The sequence below is a fragment of the Actinokineospora sp. NBRC 105648 genome (assembly GCF_030269645.1).
In the GTDB taxonomy this organism is placed as follows: domain Bacteria; phylum Actinomycetota; class Actinomycetes; order Mycobacteriales; family Pseudonocardiaceae; genus Actinokineospora.
Map to the genome: position 1 here is coordinate 1 of NZ_BSTR01000039.1, position 20244 is coordinate 20244.

16 protein-coding genes are annotated in these 20244 nt (G+C 73.0%); 4 read left to right on the forward strand and 12 right to left on the reverse strand.

All coding sequences use genetic code 11. From position 1 onward, the window contains the following. Positions 1-264: 264 nt before the first annotated feature. The 3 genes from QSK30_RS27020 to QSK30_RS27030 all read right to left on the reverse strand — a co-directional run bounded on the left by QSK30_RS27020 (position 265) and on the right by QSK30_RS27030 (position 5840). Positions 265-1470, reverse strand: a complete 1206-nt coding sequence (locus QSK30_RS27020; RefSeq protein ID WP_285506991.1) for an IS110 family RNA-guided transposase — start codon at positions 1468-1470, stop codon at positions 265-267. A 473-nt stretch (positions 1471-1943) separates the two neighbouring features. Then, positions 1944-3668 (reverse strand): DUF6801 domain-containing protein, encoded by a 1725-nt coding sequence (locus QSK30_RS27025; protein WP_285506992.1) that lies wholly within the window; start codon positions 3666-3668, stop codon positions 1944-1946. Between the two features lie 75 nt (positions 3669-3743). Further along, complete coding sequence (locus QSK30_RS27030; protein WP_285506994.1) at positions 3744-5840, reverse strand: DUF6801 domain-containing protein; 2097 nt, start codon at positions 5838-5840, stop codon at positions 3744-3746. Positions 5841-6409: 569 nt separating this feature from the next. Between QSK30_RS27030 and QSK30_RS27035 the strand changes: the two genes are divergently transcribed. The 3 genes from QSK30_RS27035 (at position 6410) to QSK30_RS27045 (ending at position 9838) form a co-directional block, all read left to right on the forward strand. Beyond that, a complete protein-coding gene (locus tag QSK30_RS27035) occupies positions 6410-7750 on the forward strand; it encodes a PucR family transcriptional regulator (protein WP_285506996.1) in 1341 nt (446 codons plus the stop codon). 509 nt (positions 7751-8259) lie between these two features. Continuing rightward, complete coding sequence (locus QSK30_RS27040) at positions 8260-9237, forward strand: helix-turn-helix transcriptional regulator (RefSeq protein ID WP_285506998.1); 978 nt, start codon at positions 8260-8262, stop codon at positions 9235-9237. Between the two features lie 220 nt (positions 9238-9457). After that, positions 9458-9838 (forward strand): anti-sigma factor antagonist, encoded by a 381-nt coding sequence (locus tag QSK30_RS27045; protein ID WP_285506999.1) that lies wholly within the window; start codon positions 9458-9460, stop codon positions 9836-9838. On the opposite strand, the gene surE is transcribed toward QSK30_RS27045, so the two are convergent. Together surE and QSK30_RS27055 are read right to left on the reverse strand one after the other, a co-directional pair. Then, a complete protein-coding gene (surE, locus tag QSK30_RS27050) occupies positions 9835-10599 on the reverse strand; it encodes a 5'/3'-nucleotidase SurE (protein ID WP_285507000.1) in 765 nt (254 codons plus the stop codon). The two genes, QSK30_RS27045 and surE, sit on opposite strands and share 4 nt — an antisense overlap. A 108-nt stretch (positions 10600-10707) precedes the next feature. After that, positions 10708-11538 carry a class I SAM-dependent methyltransferase gene (locus tag QSK30_RS27055; protein ID WP_285507001.1) on the reverse strand — a complete coding sequence of 277 codons (831 nt, stop codon included), beginning with the start codon at positions 11536-11538 and terminating at the stop codon, positions 10708-10710. On the opposite strand from QSK30_RS27055, the gene QSK30_RS27060 reads away from it, so the two are divergent. After that, a complete protein-coding gene (locus tag QSK30_RS27060) occupies positions 11537-12118 on the forward strand; it encodes a serine O-acetyltransferase (RefSeq protein ID WP_285507002.1) in 582 nt (193 codons plus the stop codon). The genes QSK30_RS27055 and QSK30_RS27060 overlap by 2 nt on opposite strands. A 50-nt stretch (positions 12119-12168) precedes the next feature. Here QSK30_RS27060 and QSK30_RS27065 read toward each other — a convergent pair whose 3' ends face one another. The 7 genes from QSK30_RS27065 to gmd form a co-directional block, all read right to left on the reverse strand. Next, positions 12169-13020, reverse strand: coding sequence for an FkbM family methyltransferase (locus tag QSK30_RS27065; protein WP_285507003.1), 852 nt, complete (start codon positions 13018-13020; stop codon positions 12169-12171). Beyond that, complete coding sequence (locus tag QSK30_RS27070; RefSeq protein WP_285507005.1) at positions 13017-13760, reverse strand: FkbM family methyltransferase; 744 nt, start codon at positions 13758-13760, stop codon at positions 13017-13019. The genes QSK30_RS27065 and QSK30_RS27070 overlap by 4 nt, the downstream gene beginning before the upstream one ends. A 1147-nt stretch (positions 13761-14907) precedes the next feature. Beyond that, on the reverse strand, positions 14908-16371 hold the full coding sequence (locus QSK30_RS27075) for an O-antigen ligase family protein (RefSeq protein ID WP_285507007.1): 1464 nt from the start codon (positions 16369-16371) through the stop codon (positions 14908-14910). 120 nt (positions 16372-16491) lie between these two features. Next, the gene (locus tag QSK30_RS27080; protein WP_285507009.1) at positions 16492-17154 is read right to left on the reverse strand and encodes an acyltransferase; all 663 of its coding nucleotides are present in this window, start codon (positions 17152-17154) and stop codon (positions 16492-16494) included. Positions 17155-17165: 11 nt separating this feature from the next. Beyond that, entirely contained in the window at positions 17166-17972 is an 807-nt protein-coding gene (locus QSK30_RS27085; RefSeq protein WP_285507010.1) for a glycosyltransferase, read from the reverse strand. Further along, positions 17951-19114: a glycosyltransferase gene (locus QSK30_RS27090; RefSeq protein WP_285507011.1), complete on the reverse strand. Its 1164-nt coding sequence runs from the start codon at positions 19112-19114 to the stop codon at positions 17951-17953. Before QSK30_RS27090 ends, QSK30_RS27085 begins: the two co-directional genes overlap by 22 nt. Further along, positions 19111-20175: a GDP-mannose 4,6-dehydratase gene (gene gmd, locus QSK30_RS27095; protein ID WP_285507013.1), complete on the reverse strand. Its 1065-nt coding sequence runs from the start codon at positions 20173-20175 to the stop codon at positions 19111-19113. The genes QSK30_RS27090 and gmd overlap by 4 nt, the downstream gene beginning before the upstream one ends. Positions 20176-20244: the final 69 nt, after the last annotated feature.

Consider the following 20244-nt stretch of genomic DNA (forward strand, 5'->3'; position numbering starts at 1 on the left):
GGGGCCCCTAGAGCACCGCGGTGGTGAAAAAAGGGCGGGTGAAGGGCATCCCCACCACACGGCAAGTTTAGCGGTGCTCTCCCCCCACACGAAGGCAGTCCACCCAATCGAGCACAAACGTAACGGGACTTGCGTACCGGCGGGCTCGGCAATTAGGGAAAGGGAAGAGAAAGGGCGGTGGGGAGAGGGTGGGGATGGGGATGGGGGTGTGCGGAGGGGCGGGCGGAGCTGGGCCGTGTGCCGGGGGGTGTCCCTATGTGGTTGTCAAGCCGCGGCTGCGGTGGGAGCTGGTTCGGGGTGGCGGTAGTGGGTGCCGTTGCGGAGCATCGCGTAGAGCACGTCGCAGCGGCGGCGGGCCAGGCAGATGAGCGCGGCGTTGTGCTTCTTGCCCTCAGCTCGTTTGCGGTCGTAGTAGGTCCTGCTGGTGGGGTCTGACAAGGCAGCGAACGCGGCGAGGAAGAAGGCCCGTTTGAGCTTGCGGTTCCCGGTCCGGGCGGGGTGCTCGCCCTTGATGCTGGTGCCGGAGCTGCGGGTGACCGGGGCAATACCGGCGTAGGCCGCCAGGTGCCCGGAGCTGGCGAAGTTGGAGGCGTCGCCGATCTCCAGCAGGATGCGGGCTGCGGTCCTGACACCGATGCCGGGCATCGAGGTCAGGACCCCGGCAAGAGGGTGCGCATCAAGTATCCCCTCAACCTGAGCGGCGACCTGTTTGCGTTGCTGGAGAACGGTTTTGAGGCTGTCGGCCAGGCGGGGGAGGACAGTGTCCGCGGCTGCGGTGCCCGGGACGGTGACGGTCTGCTCGCCCAGAGCGGCCATGATCGCGTCGATGAGTTTGTCGCCCATGCGGGGCGCGTGGGTCTTCGCGATCGCGGTGAGTTTGCGACGACCGGCCTTGAGGACGCCGGTCGGTCCGCCGCAGCGGGAGAGGATTTCCAGCACCGCGGGATGGGCGATCCTGGGCCCGATGGCCCGTTCGAGGGCGGGGTGGATGCCGGTGAGCAGTCCCCGGATTCGGTTCGACAGCCTGGTGGCCTCGGCGGCCAGGTCGTCGTCGAACCCGACCAGCACGTCCAGCTCGGCCAAGGCCTCGTCACCGACGTCGACCGGGCGCAACGTATGGGGCAGGGAGCGGGCGGCGTCGGCGATGATGAACGCGTCCCGGGCGTCGGTCTTCGCGCGGCCCGGATAGAGGTCGGCGATGCGGCGCATCGCCAGGCCGGGCAGGTAGGCCACCTGGTGCCCGGCCGCGCGGGCGACCGTGACCGGCAAGGCCCCGATCGTGGCTGGCTGGTCGACCACGACCAGCAGCGTTCCGTGCCCTGCGAGCTTGTCGAACAAGGCTCGCAGCTTGGGTTCGGTGTTGGGCAGCGGTGCGTCGTGCAGCCGCTTCCCCCGCGGGTCCAAGCCGACCGCGTGGTGGGCGTCCTTGCCGACGTCCAGGCCGAGAAACACCCCGAAACTGCTGCTCATCCACCATGCCGTTCGTTCGCCGCGACGTGGTCACCGGGTTGGGCATCGAGCGCCGGCACCCACGTTACGACGAGACCTACCCAGTGGTGGCCGTGTCCCTATCAGCGGTCGGTCGATGCCACCAGACCCGGTGACACCACCCCCCGGATCATGGAAGCGACTGGGGGCGTTAGTCATGCCGGGCCTGGCGACCACAACTCCTTGATCAGGAGCTACGAAAAAGGTAACGGGGTGAGCGGAGCCGGGCTGTGTGCGGGGGGTGGGGAGGTGGTGGGCCGAGTGCTGCGGTGTTGTTCGTGGTGTAGAGGCTGGTGGGTCTGGAGTGGTGGGTCTGGAGTGGTGGGTCTGGAGTGGTGGGTCTGGAGTGGTGGGTCTGGAGTGGTGGGGTCTGGTGCGGTGTGGCGGGTGTGGCGCCGGAATGTGAGGCCGGGTGTCCGGCGGAGGGATGCTCCGCCGGACACCCGGGACTGGGGTCAGCTGCCGTTGGCGCGGCTTCGCTTGCGCTGCCAGAGAAGTGCGCCGCCGCCCAGCAGGACCAGTGTGGCGCCGAGGCCGAGTGGGACTCCGATGGAAGCGCCCGTGGAGGCCAGGTTTCCGCCGCTGGGTGGTGGGGTGCCGTAGTCGACCGGGGCCGGGTAGCCGGGGGTGGTCGGGTCGATGGTCAGCACCGGGGGCTCAGTTGTGTTGGTCGCCGGTTCCGTCGTGGTCGTGGGGGCCGAAGTGGAGGTGCTGCTGGTGGGCTGGGTAGTCGACGTGGTCGAGGGCTTGGTTGTGGTGGTCGGCTGAGTGGTGGTTGTTGTCGTGGTCGGCTGAGTCGTGGTGGTCTGCGTGGTGGTGGTCGTGGTGGGGACCGTGGTTGGTCCGCCGCCGATCGTGAAGCGGGCGAGTTCCAGGTCTTGGCCGGGGTCCAGTGTGCAGATCGAGGTGAAGGTGCCCAGGCCGGTCTCGGCTCCCGTCGCGGTGCGCGGGGTCAGTTTGGTCGTGAAGTCGCCGACGGTCAGGACTGTGCTGCCCTCCTTCGGCACCGTCTGGTCTGCCACGGTTCCACTTGCGACAGTGTCGAAAGCGCCGGTCGCCGGGACGTCGGTCTTGGGGATGACCAGGCCGGGGATGGCCACGTCGATCACTGTTCCCGCGTTGTCCGCCTTGACTCCCGCGTCGGCGCCGCCCTCGATCGTCTTGGCGCCGACCAGGGCCAGGCCCTGGGTGGCGGTGGCCGGAACCGTTGCGGTGGCGGAGAAGTTCGCGGTCTTGAGCGCCCCGCCTGCCGTGGTGGGTGGGGTGAGGTCGGCTTGGATGCGCACGGCCAGTTGTTGGGTGCCGATCAGCGGGAAGGGGCAGCTGTAGGTGACCTTCTTGTCAACCTTCACCACGTCCCCGCCCGCAGGCGGTGTTGTCGTGGTGGTCGTGGTCGGCTGGGTGGTCGTGGTGGTCGGGTCCGACGTGGTGGTCGTGGTCGGGACCGTCGTCGTGGTCGTCGGGACCGTGGTGGTGGTGGTCGGGTCCGTCGTTGTCGTGGTGGTCGTCGGTTGCGTCGTGGTGGTGGTCGTTGTCGGTGGCGCCGTTGTGGTGGTGGGCGGTGGGCCGACAGTGAAGCTGAGCAGTGTGGTGTCCTGGCCCGGGTTCAGCGTGCAGGGTGAGGTGAACGTGCCCAGCCCGGTCTCCGCGCCCGTCGCCGTGCGCGGGGTGAGTGTGGTGCTGAAGTCGCCGACCGTGATGGAGGTGGCGCCTGCCTTGGGGAACGCGGTCGGGACCGGGCCCGAGGCCACGGTGTCGAAAGCGCCGGAGGCCGGGACGTCGGTCTTCGGGATGGTCAGGCCGGGGATGGAGATCGGCAGCGCGGTGCCCGCGTTGTTCAGCGTGATGCCCGCGACGGCGCCGCCCTCGACGGTCTTGGCGCCGACCAGGGTGAGGCCCTGGGTGGCGGTGGGCGGCACGGTCGCGGTCGCGGAGAAGTTCGTCGTGGTGATCTCACCGCCCTCGGTGTCCGGGGCCTGGATCAGCGCCTGGATGCGGACCGACAGGGTCTGGGTGCCGATCAGCGGGAACGGGCAGGAGAAGGTGAGCGTCTTGTCCACCTGCACCGGGGCCGCCGAACTGGACCCGGCCGCGACGAGCAGTCCGCCCACCACCAGCCCGGTCACGCCGAGCGCCGACCCGGCCGCCAGCAGGCGTCGGGAGTCCACACGAATCCTCATAGTCCTTCTTCCGTTCCCATGGGGACCGGCCCGCCCCGCGCACTTCGCGCGGGGCGGGCCAGGTAACGCTGTCGGTCACTTCTTGGTGAGGGTGATCTCAATCGAGTTGTTCGGTCCCGCGGTGATCGCGTTGACCAGCGGGGTCACGAACCCGCAGCCGCCGAACGGCGGGATGGTGTAGCTGCCCGCGAGCGTGCCGCCCTTGAGCGGGTCGAAGCCCGGCTTGGACAGCAGCGGGATCGTCGTCGGGGCCGTGCTCTTGCAGTTGTTGGAGTAGAGAACCGGGATGCCCAGCACCTTGATCTCGGTGAGCTGGAGCTCGACCTTGGCGTCGGCCTTCACCGCGCCCGCGGCGAGCGTGCCGGTGACCGGGGCTTTCGCCACGACGTTGAGCTTGGCGGTGGCCGGGAGCAGGCCGAACAGCCGGAAGCTGATCTTGCTGCCGGGCAGCGCCAGGTCGGCGTCGAAGGTGCCCTTCGCCAGCGAGAGGCGGGCGTTGAGCGAACCGGGGCCCAGTTCCACAGTGGCGTTGAGCTTCTTGATCTGGCTCTTGCCCTTGACCGAGTAGTCGACCTTGATCACGTCGCTGGGCGGCTGCGTGGTGGTGGTCGGCTTGGTCGTCGTCGTAGTGGTGACCGGCGGCGTGGTCGTCGTGGTGGTCACCGGCGGCTGCGTCGTGGTCGTGGTGACCGGCGGCTCGGTCGTCGTGGTCGTCACCGGCGGGGTGGTGGTCGTGGTCGGCGGCACCGTGGTCGTGGTGGTCACCGGCGGTTCGGTCGTGGTGGTGGTGACCGGCGGCTCGGTGGTCGTCGTGGTGGTCACCGGCGGGGTCGTCGTCGTGGTGGTGGTCACCGGCGGGGTCGTGGTGGTCGTGGTGGTCGGCGGCGTGGTCGGGCCGCTGGGCACCGTGAAGCTGATCAGCTGGGTGTCCTGGCCCGGGACCAGCGTGCAGTCCGAGGTGAAGGTGCCCAGGCCGGTCTCGCCGCCGGAGGCGTTGCGCGGGGTCAACGTGGTCTTGAACCCGCCCACGTCGACCTTGGTCAGCCCGGCGTTCGGCACCACCTGGTCGGGCACCGAGCCGGTGGCCACGGTGTCGAAGGCGCCCGAGGCCGGGACGTTGGTCTTCGGGATGGTCAGCCCGGGGATGTCCACGTTGAGCACGGTGCCCGCGTTGTCGGCCACGACGGCGGCGTTCGCGGTGCCCTCGATCGTGGTCGCGCCGACCAGGGTCAGCCCCTGGGTGGCGGTCGGCGGCACGGTCGCGGTGGCCGAGAAGCCGCTGGTCTTGAGCACGCCGCCGGGGGCGGTCGGCGGGGTGATGTCCGCCCGGATCCGCACGGCGAGCGACTGCGTGCCGATCAGCGGGAACGGGCAGGAGAAGTTCAGCGACTTGTCCACCGGGACGGCCCCGCCACCGCCGGGCGGGGTGGTCGTGGTGGTGGTCGGCGGCTGGGTCGTCGTGGTCGTGGTGACCGGCGGCTGGGTGGTCGTCGTGGTGGTCACCGGCGGCTGCGTCGTGGTGGTCGGCTGGGTGGTCGTGGTCGGCGTCGGTGCCGAGCCGACGGTGAAGGTGAGCAGGGTGGTGTCCTGCCCGGGCACCAGCGTGCACGCGGAGGTGAACGTGCCCAGCCCGGTCTCCGCGCCCGCGGCGGTGCGCGGGGTCAGCGTCGTGCTGAAGTCGCCGACGACGATGGAGGTGGCGCCCGCCTTGGGGAACGCGGTGGGCACCGGTCCGGTCGCGACCGTGTCGAACGCGCCCGAGGCGGGCACCGGGGTCTTCGGGATGGCCAGGCCGGGGATGGCGATCGGCAGCGCGGTGCCCGCGTTGTTGAGCGTGATGCCCGCGGCGGCGCTGCCCTCCACGGTGGTCGCGCCGACCAGGGTCAGGCCCTGGGTGGCGGTCGGCGGCACCGTGGCCGTGGCCGAGAAGTCGGTGGTCTTGAGCTCCTGGCCCTCGGTGTCGGGGGCGTCGATGGTGGCCCGGATGCGCACGGCCAGGGTCTGGGTGCCGATCAGCGGGAACGGGCAGGAGAAGTTCAGCGACTTGTCCACCTGGACCGGTGCCGCCGAACTGGAGCCCGCCGCGACCAGCAGGCCCGCGGCGACGATGCCGACGACCCCGGTGGCCGCCGCGCCCGCGTAGAGCTTGCGCGATCCTCTTCGAAATCTCATATGTGGTCTCCAAGCGCACAAATAGCGGGACAGAAATGCTCGTACGGTGAGCAAAAGTTGGCGCCACCAGCGTTTTCCCTGGCCTGCCTGATGGGCGGGACAATGTCGGCACCACCGCGCTCGGAGCTGTCGACAAGCCGAAACAACCAGGCCATGTCAGGGCAACTTACCGAGCAGTAAGGTTAATCGCAAGGCCCGAAAAACCATTCGATTTCGACCATTAATTAGCACTGGAGCACAATGCGGAACGCCTGCCGCACTCACCTGGATGACAACAGTCACCGACCGGCAGCGCCCCGCTGCTCAGCGTCGACACAGGCGCCCGACCAGCGGGTTTGTCACCGCAGACAAACATGATTGTGCCCTTGTCATGATCGGACAACACCGCTTGTCAAACTCATCCGGACATGATAAGAAAGTTCTTCACGTTCCCCGCCGGGAGCCGGTTCCGGGAAACCGGCACCGACAACTGTTTGACACCCAAGACATGCATATTTATCGTCAGCCGAGCAAACCGGTCGCCGCCGTGGGGTCACATGGCAGGCACTTTTGTCACGAAGAGGTGGCGCATGTCGAGTGAGCCGAAGCGCCCGCCCGGACCCCTGCTGAGCCCGCGCGGTCCGCGGCCGGTCGGTCCCGACCCGCGCGCCGGGACCGGCACCGGCGCGGCCCGCGAGCTGTGGGCGGCCATCCCGGCCGAGCTCTCCGGCCGGATGCGCCCGATCGCGGGCGAGCTGGTCGGCGAGGTGATCACCGCCATCCAGGCCGCGGTGCCCGCCTACGCCCTGCCGCTGGAGGGCCGGTTCGGCGAGGTGCTGGTCGGTTCGGTGGAGATGGCCATCGTCAAGTGCTTCGAGAACATCTGCGACCCGCGGGCCACCGAGCAGGACTGGGCGGCGGTGTTCCGCTACGCCGGGCGGGTCGAGTTCACCCAGGGCCGCACCATGGACGCGCTGCAGACCGCGGTCCGGGTCGGCGCCCGGGTGGTGTGGCGGCGGATGAGCGTGGTCGGCCGCGGGCTCGGGGTCTCCACCGACATCCTGTTCACCCTGGCCGACCGGATCTTCGCCTACGTCGACGAGCTGTGCGCGGTCGCCATCGCCGGCTACACCGACGCCCAGGGCCACGCGACCGGCGCCCTGGAGCGCAGGCGCAGGCAGCTGCTCAAGCTGGTGCTGGCCGAGCCGCCCGCACCGGCGCGGGCGATCGCCGACCTGGCGGGCGGCACCGACTGGCCGGTGCCCGAGCTGGTCGCGGTGATCGCCCTGGAGTACCGCGACGAGCACCCGGGCGCGCCGCTGGCCGCGCTGGGGCCGGAGGTGCTGGTGGACCTGGAGAGCGGCGAGCCGTGCCTGGTGGTGGCCGACCCGGACCGCAACCTGGCCCGGGTCGCCGCCGAGCTGCGCGGCCGCCGCGCCGCGATCGGCCCGACCGTGCCACCCGTCGAGGCCGCCCGCTCACTGGCGTGCGCACGCCGGGCGCTCGTGCTGGCCCAGCGCGGTGTGCTGCCCGGGGAGGTCGTGCACTGCGCCGATCACCTCTCCGCGCTGGTGCTGCTCGCCGACGAGTTCCTGCTCGCCCAGCTCAGCACCCGGGCGCTGGCCCCGTTCGGCGAGCTCACCGCCAAGGCGCGCGACCGGCTCACCGGCACGCTGCTGGCCTGGTTGGAGACCCGTGGCGGGATCAACGAGATCGCCGCGCGGCTCGACGTGCACCCGCAGACAGTGCGCTACCGCATGCACCAGATCGAGCAGCTGGTCGGCGACCGGCTCGCCGATCCGCAGGAGCGGCTCTGCCTGGAGATCGCCCTGCGGGCCCGCGCGCTGCTCGGTCCGTGCCTGCCCGCCCCCCGTGGGGCGGCGGACGAGCTCGGCGCCGACGACGACGAGCCGGTCGCCCACTGGCGCTGACCGCGGCGGGCGTCCCCCGCCGCGGCCAGCGCCCATCCCATCCACTCCCGGCACGGGCCACTGAACTGTTCTCGTCACATCAGGCAACCTTTCCCACCCCGGAAGCCTCCAGGGGGCAGGGCGCAGGGAAAGGCGAGAGAACAGCGAGGCTGCCACGTGGTGTGGATGGATCCCCTCAGCGAGGCGTTCCCAGACCCGGCTCAACCTGAGCCCGGTGATCCCGACGACGCCGAGGGCACGGAACCCGATCCGGCCGGTGCGCGGCCACGGGTGAGAACGGTGTGGACCTCGGCCTAGGCCGAGGCGAAGGCCCGGGTGGTGGACCGTCGGCGTGCGCGCGCCATGGCTTTCCTTTCCCTCCAGGGGATTTTCCGTGCGACACGGGGAAAGCTAGCCGTCGCCGACGGCCACCACGAGGGTCAACCCGGACAACGGCGCAACTACGACAGGCCGCGTTTTTCCCAGGTCGACACTGTGATCACGACGGGGGTCGCCCCTAGGGTGTCGCCATGGCGCACCTGCTGGGCCCGGTGGGCCTGAGCGAGACCGACAACGCGGTCTACCTCGCCCTGGCCACGACCCCGCGCGGGACCGCCCAGGACGTCGCCGACAGCGCCGAGCTCGGTTTGCCCGCCGTGCGCCGCGCGCTCAAGACGCTCACCGACGCCGGACTGGTCACCCCGCTGCTGGCCCGGCCGATGCGCTACGTCCTCGCCCCGCCCGAGCTGTCCATCGAGGCGCTGGTCGCGCGCAGGCAGCAAGAGCTCGAGGGCCTGCGGGCCGCGGCCCGGGAACTGGCGCTGCGGCTGCACGAGACGCCCGCGGCGGCCGACTCGCGGCTGGTGGAGATCATCGAGGGCCGGGACGCCATCCAGCACCGGCTGGCCCAGATCCAGCTCGGCGCCCGCGAGCAGGTGATGATCGTCGACGCGCCGCCGTACCTGCTCGGCACGCCGGTGCAGAACGCCCAGGAGCTCGTCGGGCTGCGCCGCGGCGTGCGCTACCGCGCGCTCTACCACGGTCCCGCGCTGGCGCTGCCCGGCCACTACACGCAGATGATGGAGTGCATCGCCGCGGGCGAGCAGGCCCGCACGCTGGCCTCGGTGCAGATGAAGATGCAGATCGTCGACCGGCGGGTGGCGATGATGCCGGTCTCCTTCGGCGCCGCGGAGACCAGGACCCGGCTGCTGGTGCGGGCGCGCCCGCTGGTGGAGGCCCTCGTGGTGTGCTTCGAGACGCTCTGGGCCTCGGCCGCCCCGGTGCTCGCCGGCGGTGAGGCGCCCGAGGCCGCCACCGCGGGGCTCTCCGAGCGCGACCGGCAGGTGCTCTCGCTGATGGCCGCGGGCCTCAAGGACCAGGCCATCGCCCGCGCGCTGGGTGTGGCCCAGCGCACTGTGGTGCGTCGCATCGCCGAGATGATGACCGACCTGGGTGCCGACACGCGCTTCCAGGCGGGTCTGCTGGCGGCCCGGCGCGGGTGGATCTGAGCTGGTCAGACCCGGTGGTGACGCGGCGTGACCGCGCCGGGCTCGGATCGGCGCCCGGGTGGACCCGCCCCCTGGGGGGTTGTGCCGTGGCCACGGAGGCGTAGCGTCGGGGGTGTCCCCGATCAAGGTGACGCTGCGTCGGAGATGCCATTCGGGCAGACCGAGCTCGGACTACATTTTCTTCGTGGCCGCCCCGCAAGCTCTAGGGAGCGCCACGCTCATGCGACCCAACCTGGGCGAGTTGTCCGTCCGCCACGACCGCGAGCACGAGGTCCCGGTCCTGCGCCTGTGCGGCGACATCGACCTGGCCACCCGCGACACCGTCGAGGCGGCCCTGTCGGTGCGGCTGCGCCGGGGGCCGGAGCTGCTGGTGGTCGACCTCAACGAGGTCGCCTTCGTCGGCTCCTGCGGCCTGGTCCTGCTCGCCGAGGCGCGCGAACGGGCGCGGGCGGCGGGCGGGCGGCTGCTGGTGGCCTGCCGGGTCCCGGCGGTGCTGCGCGCGATGGAGGTCACCGGTCTGCTGACCGTGATCGCCCCGTACCCCACCGTGTCCGACGCGCTGGCGAGCGCGATCCAGATCCCGGCACCGCGCGTGCCCTAGTCCGGCCAGTCCACCGAGCCCCGCGGCCGGTCGTCCTCGGACACCGAGCGCAGCGCGGTCACCGTGACGTGGCCCGCGGCCAGCAGGGCCGCGTCGCTGCCCGGTTCCAGCTCGGTCGCCACGGCCACGACGCCCACCTCGATGACGCCGTCGTCGGTGCGCTGGACCGCGCTGCGCACCGAACCGAACTCCGCGAGGGTGGCCCACCTCGCGGGCAGCGGATTCCCCGCCACATTGGGGACGTTGACGTTGAGCACCGTCCCAGGTGGACACGACAGCACCAGTCCGACGGCGTCGGCGACGACCGCGGCCGCGGTGTCCCAGTGCGCCAACGCGGCCTCGCCGATGCCGATGCCGACGTCGAGAGAAAACGCGACCGCGCGCACCCCGGCGATCCCCGCGGTCAACGCCGCACCCACCGTTCCCGAGTGCAGCACCGCGCGGCCGATGTTGGCGCCGCGGTTGATCCCCGACAGCAGGACGTCTGGCTGCTCGCCGAACACACCGCGGCAGCCGACCAGCGCGATGAGCCCGGGGTGCGCCGCGACGCCGAACGCGGGCAGCCCGGCCAGGACGCGCTCCTCGCTGGCCACCCGCCGGTGATCGCCCGCGGCGGTGAGCCCGGCCCCGGTGCCGCTGGCCTCGCTCAACGGCGCGGCGATGGTCACCCGCAGCCCGGCTGCCTCGGCGGCCCGCGCCAAGGCCACCAGTCCCGGTGCCTCGATCCCGTCGTCATTGGTGATCAACGCCGACTCGGCCACGCCTGTCCTCCCCGCTCCCGACGACCGCGACTGGATCATGCCGGTCCCGCGCGGCCGCGCGCCAGGTGCGACCGGGAAAGGCTGCGCACTCGTCGGGTGCTGGGGGCGCTATCCCGGGGAGCGGTCGTCCAACCGGGTCGTGGCCATGACGCCGAACGTGGTCGCGGGTCCCACCCGCTCGCCGAGGTGCTGGAGCCAACCCGCCTGGGTGGACCAGTACCGGTCGAGCCGGACGTCGACGAACGCGGGGCGCAGCAGCGCGGCGAGGGCGTCCTCGTCGACCCCCTGACGGACCACGTGGTACTCGACCATGTCCGAGGGGTTCGACTCGTCGTAGGCACCGCGCGCCCGGCGCAGCACCGAGGCGAAGCCACGGCGCAGGTCGCCGCGGCCGACCCGCCACAGCATGTACGCGCCCCGGTCGACGGCCATCGACAGCGCCGAGCGGCGCGGGTACCAGAGCGGGTCCTGGTAGCTCACGAACGCGCCACCGGGGGCGATCCTGGGCAGCAGCGCGGAAACGGCGGCCAGGTAGTCCGGGATGTGGTGCAGCACCGAGATCGCGAGCACCACGTCGACCTCGGGCACCTCGGCCGCCGCACTGCCGTCCGGGTCGTGCACCACGTGCACGCGGTCGTTGTGCGTGAACCGCGCGGCGAGCACCTCCGCGCTGGCCTCACTCATCTCGGTGACCCACACCTCGGCGCCGAGCGCGGCGACGTGCTCGGTGAAGGCACCGTGCCCGGCGCCGATCTCCAGCACCCGCGCCCGCCCCGAGCGCGCGAGCGCCTCGGCGACCTGCCGCTGGCAGGCCTCGACCACCCGCTGCCGGAGCCCGTGGTGGCGCAGGTGCGGCGATCCCGCCGCGTAGTCGAACCCGGCGCCGAAACCCACACTTTGGTGTTGCGCCACCGCGTCAGCGCCGGGGAGCACGGCCATGACCTCTAACCTCCTGGGGAACCTGCCGATGATCGGAGAGCCCGTGCGCAGTCCACAGTGGAGCAACTGGCGAGCCGACCTGCGCGCGGCCACCGGACTGCCCGGCGTCTCGGCGCCCCGGGCCGCCTGGCTGGTGCTCACCCGCCCGGGGGTGCTCGCGGTGGGCCTGCTGCGGTTGCAGCAGGCGGCGCCGGGCAAGGTCGCGGCGCTGCTGCGCTCGCTCGCGCACCTGCTCACCGGCGCCGACTTCGTACCCGGCTGCCGGGTCGGTCCCGGACTGCGGATGGAGCACCCGAACGGCGTGGTGCTCGGCGCGGGCGCGGTGGTCGGCGCGGACGCGTTCCTGTGCCAGCGGGTCACCCTGGGCGAACGCCTCGGCGCGGGTCGCGCCCCGGAGTACCCCACCCTGGGCGACGGCGTGTTCATCGGCGCGGGCGCCACCCTGCTCGGCGGGGTGCGCGTGGGCCACGGCGCCCGCGTCGGCGCGGGAGCTGTTGTCCTGCGAGACGTCCCGACCGGTGCCACGGCTGTCGGAAATCCGGCCCGGGTCGTCGGACGGCACGCGCCAGCCGCTCGCTAGCGGTCCGCGCGGTGCCCGACGACCGCCGTTTCCGCCGGCTACCAGGCTGATCACGCCGTGAAGACGGCGTTGTAGGGCAGGGCGCCCGGGCACCGCCTGCGCCGGTAGCCCAGTGGCCCCAGCCGGGCGCGCAGGTCGTCCTGGGCGAACGCCGTCGGCGCCTCCACCACCAGCAGGGGCATGTCCCGGCGCAAGATCGCGGTGGCGCCGCGCAGCACGTCTGGCTCCGCGCCCTCGACGTCGACCTTGATCGCGTCCACCCGGGGCCGCCCGCGCGCGGCCCACAGCTCGTCGAGCGGGACCACCTCGCAGCGCACGGCGCCGGTCTCGACCTGCGGGACCCGGCCGGCGTCGAGGTCGGTCTGGTGGGCGTAGGCGCTGTCGGTGTGCGTGGTGAACTCCGCGCTCCCCCGGCGCGGGCCGGCGGCGAGCCGGATCAGCTCCACCGCGGGCAGCCCGGCGGCGAGCAGGTTGGCGGCCAGCAGGTCGGCGGTGGCGGGCACCGGCTCCAGCGCCCACACCACGGCGTCCGGGCGGTGCGTGCCGATCAGCAGGCTGAACCAGCCCACGTTGGCGCCCACGTCGATGAACACCCCGTCCGGGCGCAGCGCGGCGGCGAGCACCTCGGCCTCGCGGTGCTCGTAGCCCGCCGCGATCACCGCCGCGCGGGCCAGCGCGCCGTCGAGCCGCAGCGACACCCCCGGTGCGAAGGTGGCCGCCACCTGCGGCAGCGGTCCGCGCGGCAACACCCGGTCGAGCACCGAGAGCACCGGCATCCGCAACGTGCCGCGGGTGAGCCAGGCGTGCGCGCGGGCCAGGCCGTGTGCCAGGCCAACTCGCGCGGGGGCGGGTTCGGCCAGCCGGAGGGCGGGCCGGGGCAGCGCGACCACCGGCACGCTCACGCCGCGCCCTCGCGGACGAACACGCCGTCGCACTGCAGCATCCGACCGGTGGCCGGGTCGCAGAAGCCCGGTTCGATGGCCCACAGCACCAGCCCGTGCCGGGAGAGCAGGTCGGTGATGTCGCCGATGAGCCGCTGCCCGGCGTAGAGCGGGGTCAGCGACAGCTCGGCCTGCACCGCGGCCAGCCGGGGCAGCACCGCGGTGGCGCCCGCCAGCACCTCCCACTCGTAGCCCTGCACGTCGATCTTGAGCAGGGTGTGCTCCGGGCGCAGGCCGCGGCGGGCCAGCACGTCGTCCACAGTGGACATCTCGGCCCGTTCGACGCGCACGTACCCCGACTCCGGCGCGGCGTCGAGGTGCGAGGCGAGCATCGGCAGCACCGAGGAGGAGTACGAGTTGCCCGCGACGTTGACCTCGACCTCGCCGGGCCGCTCGCCCAGCGCCAGCCGTTCGGCGTGCCAGCCGGGGTCCAGCGCGGCGGCGCGCTCGAGCTTGGCGTAGGCGTCGCCGACCGGCTCGCAGGAGACGATCTCACCGCGGAAGCCGGACTGGCGCAGGAAGGTGGCGTACTGCCCGCTGTTCGCGCCGACGTCGAGCACCGCGCGCACGTCCAGCCGCTCGCACAGCACCGCGAGCCGCCTGCTGAACGGGTTGCGGGAGATCTCCACCCCGCAGCGCAGCGCGGCCCGCTTGGCCAGGTGGCGCAGCTGGGCGGGCACCGACACCAGCAGTGAGTCCATCGAGGCGGGGGACACGGGGGCCGCTCACATCCTTCACATCGGCGTACACATCGGCGGGCAGCTCGCGGGCCCGCGTCCTTCGAACCGGCGAACTTCGCCGCCCCGCGGGGGCGCCGGGCGCTCGATTGTGGACATACTGCGAGCCATGTCGCTCCACAGGCGCGTCAGGACTACCCCATCGAGTCATCCACTCGTGGCGCTGTTGACAGTGGGCGGTGGCCAACTCGCCGCGCAGGTGCTCACCGCGGCGGCGCTGCTGGCCCTCGGCCACGACGACGTAGCGGCGCTGGGCACGGTGGCGGTGTACTACGGGATCGCCGTGGCGGCGGCCAACCTGGCCGACGCGGGCGCCTCGACCCGGGTGCTGCGCGACAGCGCTACCACGCCCACCCACCCGGACGCCGCCCGCGCGGTCGGGGTGGTCAAGCCCACGCTCGTGGTGGTCTTGGCCGCGCTCGTCGGCCTGCTCTCCGGCGACACCGCCCTCGGCCTCGCACTCGCCTACGCCGGGGTCCGCGGCGTCGGGCTGCTGGCCCAGTCCCTCTGGTACGCCCGGGGTCTGCCCGCGCGGGCGGCGGGCACGGTGATCGCCGAGCGCGCGGTCGCGACCGGCTGCGCGCTCGGGTTGGCGGCGCTGGGCCTGCCCGGGGCGGTGGCGCTGTGCGCGGGCCTGGTGGCGGGCGCGCTGGTCGTGGCCGTGATCGCCGCGCCCACGGTCCGTGCGGCCTGCGGTGGCGCCCGGGAGATCCGGTTCGGCACGGCCGTCGGCCACGGCGGCCGGTTCGCGGGCGCGGCGGTGGCCGGGAACCTGGTGCTCCTCGACACCGTGCTGGTCGCCGCCGTGGCGGGCCCGGTGCAGGCCGGTCTCTACGCCGTCGGCGCGCGCCTGCTCGGTCCGATGGTCCTGCTGCTCACCGCGGCGGGCACGGCCACCCTGCCGGGGCTGGCCCGCGGTGAGCGCTCGGCGCTGCGCACGCTGCACGGCGTCGCCGCGCTCTCGTTGCTCGCCCTGGCCGTGCTGTTCGCCGCCGCCGACACCGTGGTCCCCCTCGCGGCCGGGCCCTCGTTCGCCGCGGCGGTGCCCGCGGTGCGCTGCTACATCGTGGTCACCGCGCTGATCGTGGTGGCGCAGACGCTCGTGGTGCGCCTACAGGCCCGGGGCCGGGAGTCGGTCGTCAGCGGCGTTCTCCTGGCCGGTGTGCTGGCCGGGCTGGGCGCGGTGGCGGCCGGGGCGTGGCTGGTCCCCGACCACGCCGCCGTCGCCGCCGGGGTCGGCTACGCCCTGGTCAGCGCCCTCACCACCGGCGCGCTGCTGGCGGCGCTGCGCCAGGGAGGTCAGCGACAGCGCGACCGCGACGGCGATGTGCCCGCGGGTCGAGTCGCCCAGCGGGGAGAACAGGATGTGCCAGGCCGCGACCAGCAGCAGGTACGCCTCGGCGAGTGAGCGCGCCCGCACCGCGCGGATCATCGCCCGGCCGATCAGCCCGAACACCAGCAGCCACAGCGGCAGCGCCAGGATCCCGCCGGTCACCCAGGCACCGAGCAGGACCGAGTGCAGGTAGAGCGAGTCGGGCAGCACGAAGGTGACCAGGTCGTAGCCGCCGATCGGGTACCCGTGCGTGCGCAGCCAGACCACGGCCGCCGTCTTCACCCCCGAGGGCACCCGCGCCGCGGGCCCCCACCCGGTGAGCGGGTTCTCCACGATGCCCGAGGCCAGGAAGACCACGTCCTTGCGACCACCGAGGCCGACCCCGTAGTCGCCGTTCTGGAACTGGATCTTCTGCTGCTGCACCGAGCCCAGCTCACCGGACTCGGCCAGGTCTGCGTAGAGCCTGCCCAGCAGCACCGCGGCGAGCACCGCGACGGCCGCGAGGCCGATCGCCCTCCCCCACCCGCGCCGGGACAGCACAGCCGGGGTCACCGCGGCGGCCAAGGCGATCAGCAGCGCGAACAGCGACAGGCTGCGGGAGCCGAGCACGAGGTGCAGCGCGGCGAGGGCGACGAGCGCCACCGGCACCGCGACCCGCTGCGCCGCGGGCGCCACCCGGCTCACCGCGATGAGCACGAGCAACGTGAACGCCTGGCCCAGGCCGAACTTCCACGGGTCGAACGCGGCGTACGCCGGCGGGGTCAGCACCATCCCGACGACCTGGCCGACCGCGAACCCGGCGATCACCAGGTCCCGCGCCTGCCCCGGCCGGGAGTGCAGCCGCAGCACGGCGCACACCAGACCCACGGTGAGCACCAGGACGGTCGCCGAGGAGAGGGCCTTGACCAGCACCGCGGTGGGCGCGGGGTGCAGGACGTGGCCGAGCAGCAAGCCGCCCAGCCAGGCCGCGCCGAGGACGAGGAACGCCCGGCCGCGGCGGACCCGCAGCAACGCCAGCACCGCGGCGGGCGCGAGGAGGACCGCGGCGATCTCGGTGATCGAGATCCGCCCGCCGAGCGGGAGGAAGACCCAGGCGCCGACACCGGCCGCCACCGCCGCGGACGCCCGGTCCCGCACCTTCCGCCCGGGGTTGCCCGACTGCTCGGCGACCGGGACCGCCGCGGGCACCACGACGTCGTCGCCCGCCTGCCCGGGGGTGTCGGGCCGGTGGGTTCGGGTCACCGCCGCGTCCGGATCACCGCTGGGCCCGGTTCACCGCTGGCCTGATCACCACTGCCCGGATCACGGCTGCCCTGATCACCGCTGCCTGGATCACCACTGCCCTGATCACCGCTGCCCTGATCACTGCGAGATCCAGGCCTCGGTGCGGTGGAAGTAGGCGCCGTCGATGGGCCGGATCACCTTGGCCGGGACGCCGCCGTGCAGGGTGTGCGCGGCGTACCGACCGCCGAGCGCGGTGACGCTGCCCGCGGCGAGGACGGCGCGCTCGGTCAGGTGGCTGCCCGCCATGACCACGCAGTTGGTGCTGATGAACGCCTGGTGGTCGAGCACCACGGCGGCCAGCGTCTGCTTGCCGGAGTCCAGGTCGACGCTGTGCGTGAGCACCGTGCAGCGGACCCCGCCGAGGGTGGCGAACTCGGCCAGCCGCAGCCCGCCGGAGATGTCGAGGTAGTGCCGGTTGGTCAGCACCGCGTGGTCGCCGAGCACCGCGACGCCGTGCCCGGACTCCGGCCCGCCCAGCTCCAGCGAGGGCGCGATCGACCACCAGTTGAACTGCCCGACGATGGCGTCCGCGCCGATGTGCAGGCCGCGCAGGCCGCGGAAGACGTTGCCGTGCCCGATGGTCGCGCCCGCGCCCACGCTGACGTCGGTGGCGCCGGTCAGCAGGCAGACGCCCACCCGGGCACTGGGGTGCACGCGGTGGCCCAGCGCGCGCAGCAGCCGGTTCTTCAGCCCGCCCGGCGGCAGGAGCCAGCACGCGGTTCGCAGCAGGGAGCGGAGCATGCGCAGACCTCTCAGAGTGATCTTCCCAGGCGGAGCCTGGAGTAGGTGTCGGAGAACCGGAGCCGGGCGGTGGCCACGCCGACGCCGTGCAGCAGGGTGCCCGCCGCGGCGCGCACCAGGTCGCCCGCCGAGTCGCAGTGTCCTTTTCGGACGGACAGGGCCTCGGTGAAGAAGTGCCTGCCCGCGGCGCCGGACTTGCTCTCGTCGTGGTAGCGCAGCGCGGCCAGCGGGGCCTCGACCACCAGCTGCTCCGGCTCGGCGGCGACCAGCCGCAGCATCAGGTCGTAGTCCATCGTGTAGTGCAGGTGCTCGGCGTAGCCGCCGATCGCGCGCAGCAGGCCGCGGCGGACGAAGACCGCGCCGGAGAAGGCGTAGCAGCCGTGGGTGAACAGCCGCCCGCGCGCCAGCGGCAGCGCGGGCTCGGCGCGGATCACCGCGCCCGAGGCGCCCAGCAGCCGCCAGCCGCCGACCACCACGTCCGGCACGTGCCCGAGCCGCTCGACCGCGGCGCGCACGGCCGCCAGCGCGCCCGGCAGCAGCAGGTCGTCGGCGTTGAGCCAGCCGACCAGCTCGCCGCGGGCCCGGTCCAGGCCGCGGTTGAGGGCCTGCGACTGCCCGGAGTCGCGCTCGTGGCGCACCCGGACCCGCGGGTCGGCGACGGCGGCCTCGGCGAGCAGCTCGGCGGTGCCGTCGGTGGAGCAGGCGTCCTGCACGACCAGCTCGTCGCGCGGACCGAGCTGGCTGGTGGCGCTGCGGACGGCCGCGCGCACGTGGGCCGCGGCGTTGTACGAGGGCATCAGAACACTGATTGCGGACACCGGCTCATCACCTCCTGCACGAGTTCCCGGTAGCGGCCGCTGACGACCGCCAGGTCCAGCGTCTCGGCCGCCCAGGCCCGCCCGGCCCGGGCCAGCGCGGCCCGCTCGCCCGGGTTGTCGAGCAGCCCGCGCAGCGCGGCGCAGGCGGCGACGTGCTCGGCGCGGCAGACCCTGGCCGCACCCGCCCGGCCGAGCTCGTCGGCGAGGTACACCTGGTCGCTGACCAGCGCGGGGGTGCCCGCGCGCAGCGCCTCGGCGGTGGCCACGCTGAAGTTCTCGTTCTCGCTCAGCAGCGCGAAGACGTCGGCGGCGGCGAGCAGGTCGGCCCGGCTCGGTGCGTCCACCCAGCCGGGGAACCGGATCCGGTCGGCGCAGGGCAGCTCGGCGGCACGGGCGCGCAGCCGCTCGGCGAGCCGCTCGTCGCCGGACCCGGCGACCACCAGCACGTCGCGTGGACCCGCGCTCGCGGCGAAGACGTCCAGCAGCAGCGGCAGGCCCTTCTTCGCGTCGACCCGGCCGCAGAACAGCACCAGCCGGGCGTCCGGCGCCAGGCCCAGCGCGGCGCGGGCGCGCGCCCGGTCGGGTGGCTGCGCGGCACCGGCCACCGGCAGTGGCAGCACCGCGGTGGCGGTGCTGGCGCCGAAGGTCTCGACCAGCGCGGCCTCGCGGGCCGTGGTGCACATCAGCGCGGTGGCCCCGGACAGGTTCTCCCGCCACAGCGGCGCCAGCCTGCGCTTGAGCGAGCCGTGCTTGACCAGGTCGTAGGGGTCGAGGCTGCCGTGCGGCCACAGCAGGTAGGGCACGCCGAAGCGGCGCGCGGTGCGCCCGCCGACCAGGGAGGTGAGGTCGAAGACCCCGTGCAGCACCACCAGGTCGTGCTGGGGCACCAGCCGCTGCAGCGCGGCGCCGAGCCTGCTGCCGCCGTGCAGCCTGCCCGCGAGCCGCCCCGGCCGGATGAGCGCGACGTCAAAGTGCGGCATCGAGCCCAGCAGCGCGGAGCCCTGCTCCGGGCGGGACAGGGTGAGCAGCGTGGCGTCGTGCCCCGCGGCCTGCTCGACGGCACCGAGCACGTGCAGCGCCGAGGCCACCCCGCCGTAGGTGTCGCCGACGCTGGCGACGGTGTGCAGGACGCGCAGGCTCATGCTCTCCTCACCCGCGACGACTCGGCCTGGCGCGGCGCGGGTGCCGGGTCCCGCAGCAGCTCGTGCAGCCGGGACGGCGGCGGCGCGGCGCGCTCGGCGGCGAGGTCGGCCTCGACCATCAGCCGGGCCAGCGCGGCGCCGTGCACCCGGGCTTTCCAGCCCAGCTCGCGCTCGGCCTTGCCCGCGTCGCCGATCAACGAGTCGACCTCGGTCGGGCGCAGGTGCCGCTGGTCGAACTCGACGTGCTCGGCCCAGTCCAGGCCGACGTGCTCGAAGCAGTGCGCCAGGAACTCCCGGACGGTGAGCGCGGTGCCGGTGGCCACCACGTAGTCGGCGGGCTCCTGCGCCTGCAGCATCAGCCACATCGCCTCGACGTACTCCGGCGCGTAGCCCCAGTCCCGCACCGCGTCGAGGTTGCCGAGGTAGAGCCGCTTCTGCAGGCCGAGGCTGATCCGCGCGGCGGCGCGGCTGACCTTGCGGGTCAGGAAGGTCTCGCCGCGGCGCGGGCTCTCGTGGTTGAACAGGATGCCGTTGACCGCGAAGATCCCGTACGCCTCGCGGTAGTTGCGGGTCATCCAGTAGCCGAAGGTCTTGGCCGCGGCGTAGGGCGAGCGCGGGTGGAACGGCGAGCTCTCGTCCTGCGGGGGCGGGGTGGCGCCGAACATCTCCGAGCTGGACGCCTGGTAGAAGCGGCAGGGCAGCCCGACCATCCGGATCGCCTCGAGGATCCGGGCGGTGCCGAGCCCGGTCACGTTGGCGGTGTGCAGCGGTTCGTTGAAACTCACTCGAACGTGGCTCTGGGCGGCCAGGTGGTACACCTCATCGGGGGCGATTTCCAGCAGCAGCCCGGCAATTCGTGAACTGTCCGTGAGATCGCCGTAGTGCAGAATCAGTCGAGTGAGGGATTCTCGGGGGTCCTCATAGAGGTGATCGATACGCGTTGTGGTGAACGTGCTCGCCCGGCGCACCACTCCGTGCACCTCGTAGCCCTTGGCGAGCAGCAGTTCGGCCAGGTAGCTGCCATCCTGTCCGGTGATACCGGTGATCAACGCTCGTCTCATGGGGACCGGGCACCTCACGATGTGGATTCCAGGGCTTCCTGAATGGACGCTTCATGTAGTGGATAGTTC

Excerpts from the sequence above, each read along its gene's own strand:
- QSK30_RS27020 (WP_285506991.1), bottom strand. The coding sequence starts at position 1,470 with ATGAGCAGCAGTTTCGGGGTGTTTCTCGGCCTGGACGTCGGCAAGGAC.
- QSK30_RS27025 (WP_285506992.1), bottom strand. The coding sequence starts at position 3,668 with ATGAGGATTCGTGTGGACTCCCGACGCCTGCTGGCGGCCGGGTCGGCG.
- QSK30_RS27030 (WP_285506994.1), bottom strand. The coding sequence starts at position 5,840 with ATGAGATTTCGAAGAGGATCGCGCAAGCTCTACGCGGGCGCGGCGGCC.
- QSK30_RS27035 (WP_285506996.1), top strand. The coding sequence starts at position 6,410 with ATGTCGAGTGAGCCGAAGCGCCCGCCCGGACCCCTGCTGAGCCCGCGC.
- QSK30_RS27040 (WP_285506998.1), top strand. The coding sequence starts at position 8,260 with ATGGCGCACCTGCTGGGCCCGGTGGGCCTGAGCGAGACCGACAACGCG.
- QSK30_RS27045 (WP_285506999.1), top strand. The coding sequence starts at position 9,458 with ATGCGACCCAACCTGGGCGAGTTGTCCGTCCGCCACGACCGCGAGCAC.
- QSK30_RS27060 (WP_285507002.1), top strand. The coding sequence starts at position 11,537 with ATGACCTCTAACCTCCTGGGGAACCTGCCGATGATCGGAGAGCCCGTG.
- QSK30_RS27055 (WP_285507001.1), bottom strand. The coding sequence starts at position 11,538 with ATGGCCGTGCTCCCCGGCGCTGACGCGGTGGCGCAACACCAAAGTGTG.
- QSK30_RS27070 (WP_285507005.1), bottom strand. The coding sequence starts at position 13,760 with ATGGACTCACTGCTGGTGTCGGTGCCCGCCCAGCTGCGCCACCTGGCC.
- QSK30_RS27080 (WP_285507009.1), bottom strand. The coding sequence starts at position 17,154 with ATGCTCCGCTCCCTGCTGCGAACCGCGTGCTGGCTCCTGCCGCCGGGC.
- QSK30_RS27090 (WP_285507011.1), bottom strand. The coding sequence starts at position 19,114 with ATGAGCCTGCGCGTCCTGCACACCGTCGCCAGCGTCGGCGACACCTAC.
- gmd (WP_285507013.1), bottom strand. The coding sequence starts at position 20,175 with ATGAGACGAGCGTTGATCACCGGTATCACCGGACAGGATGGCAGCTAC.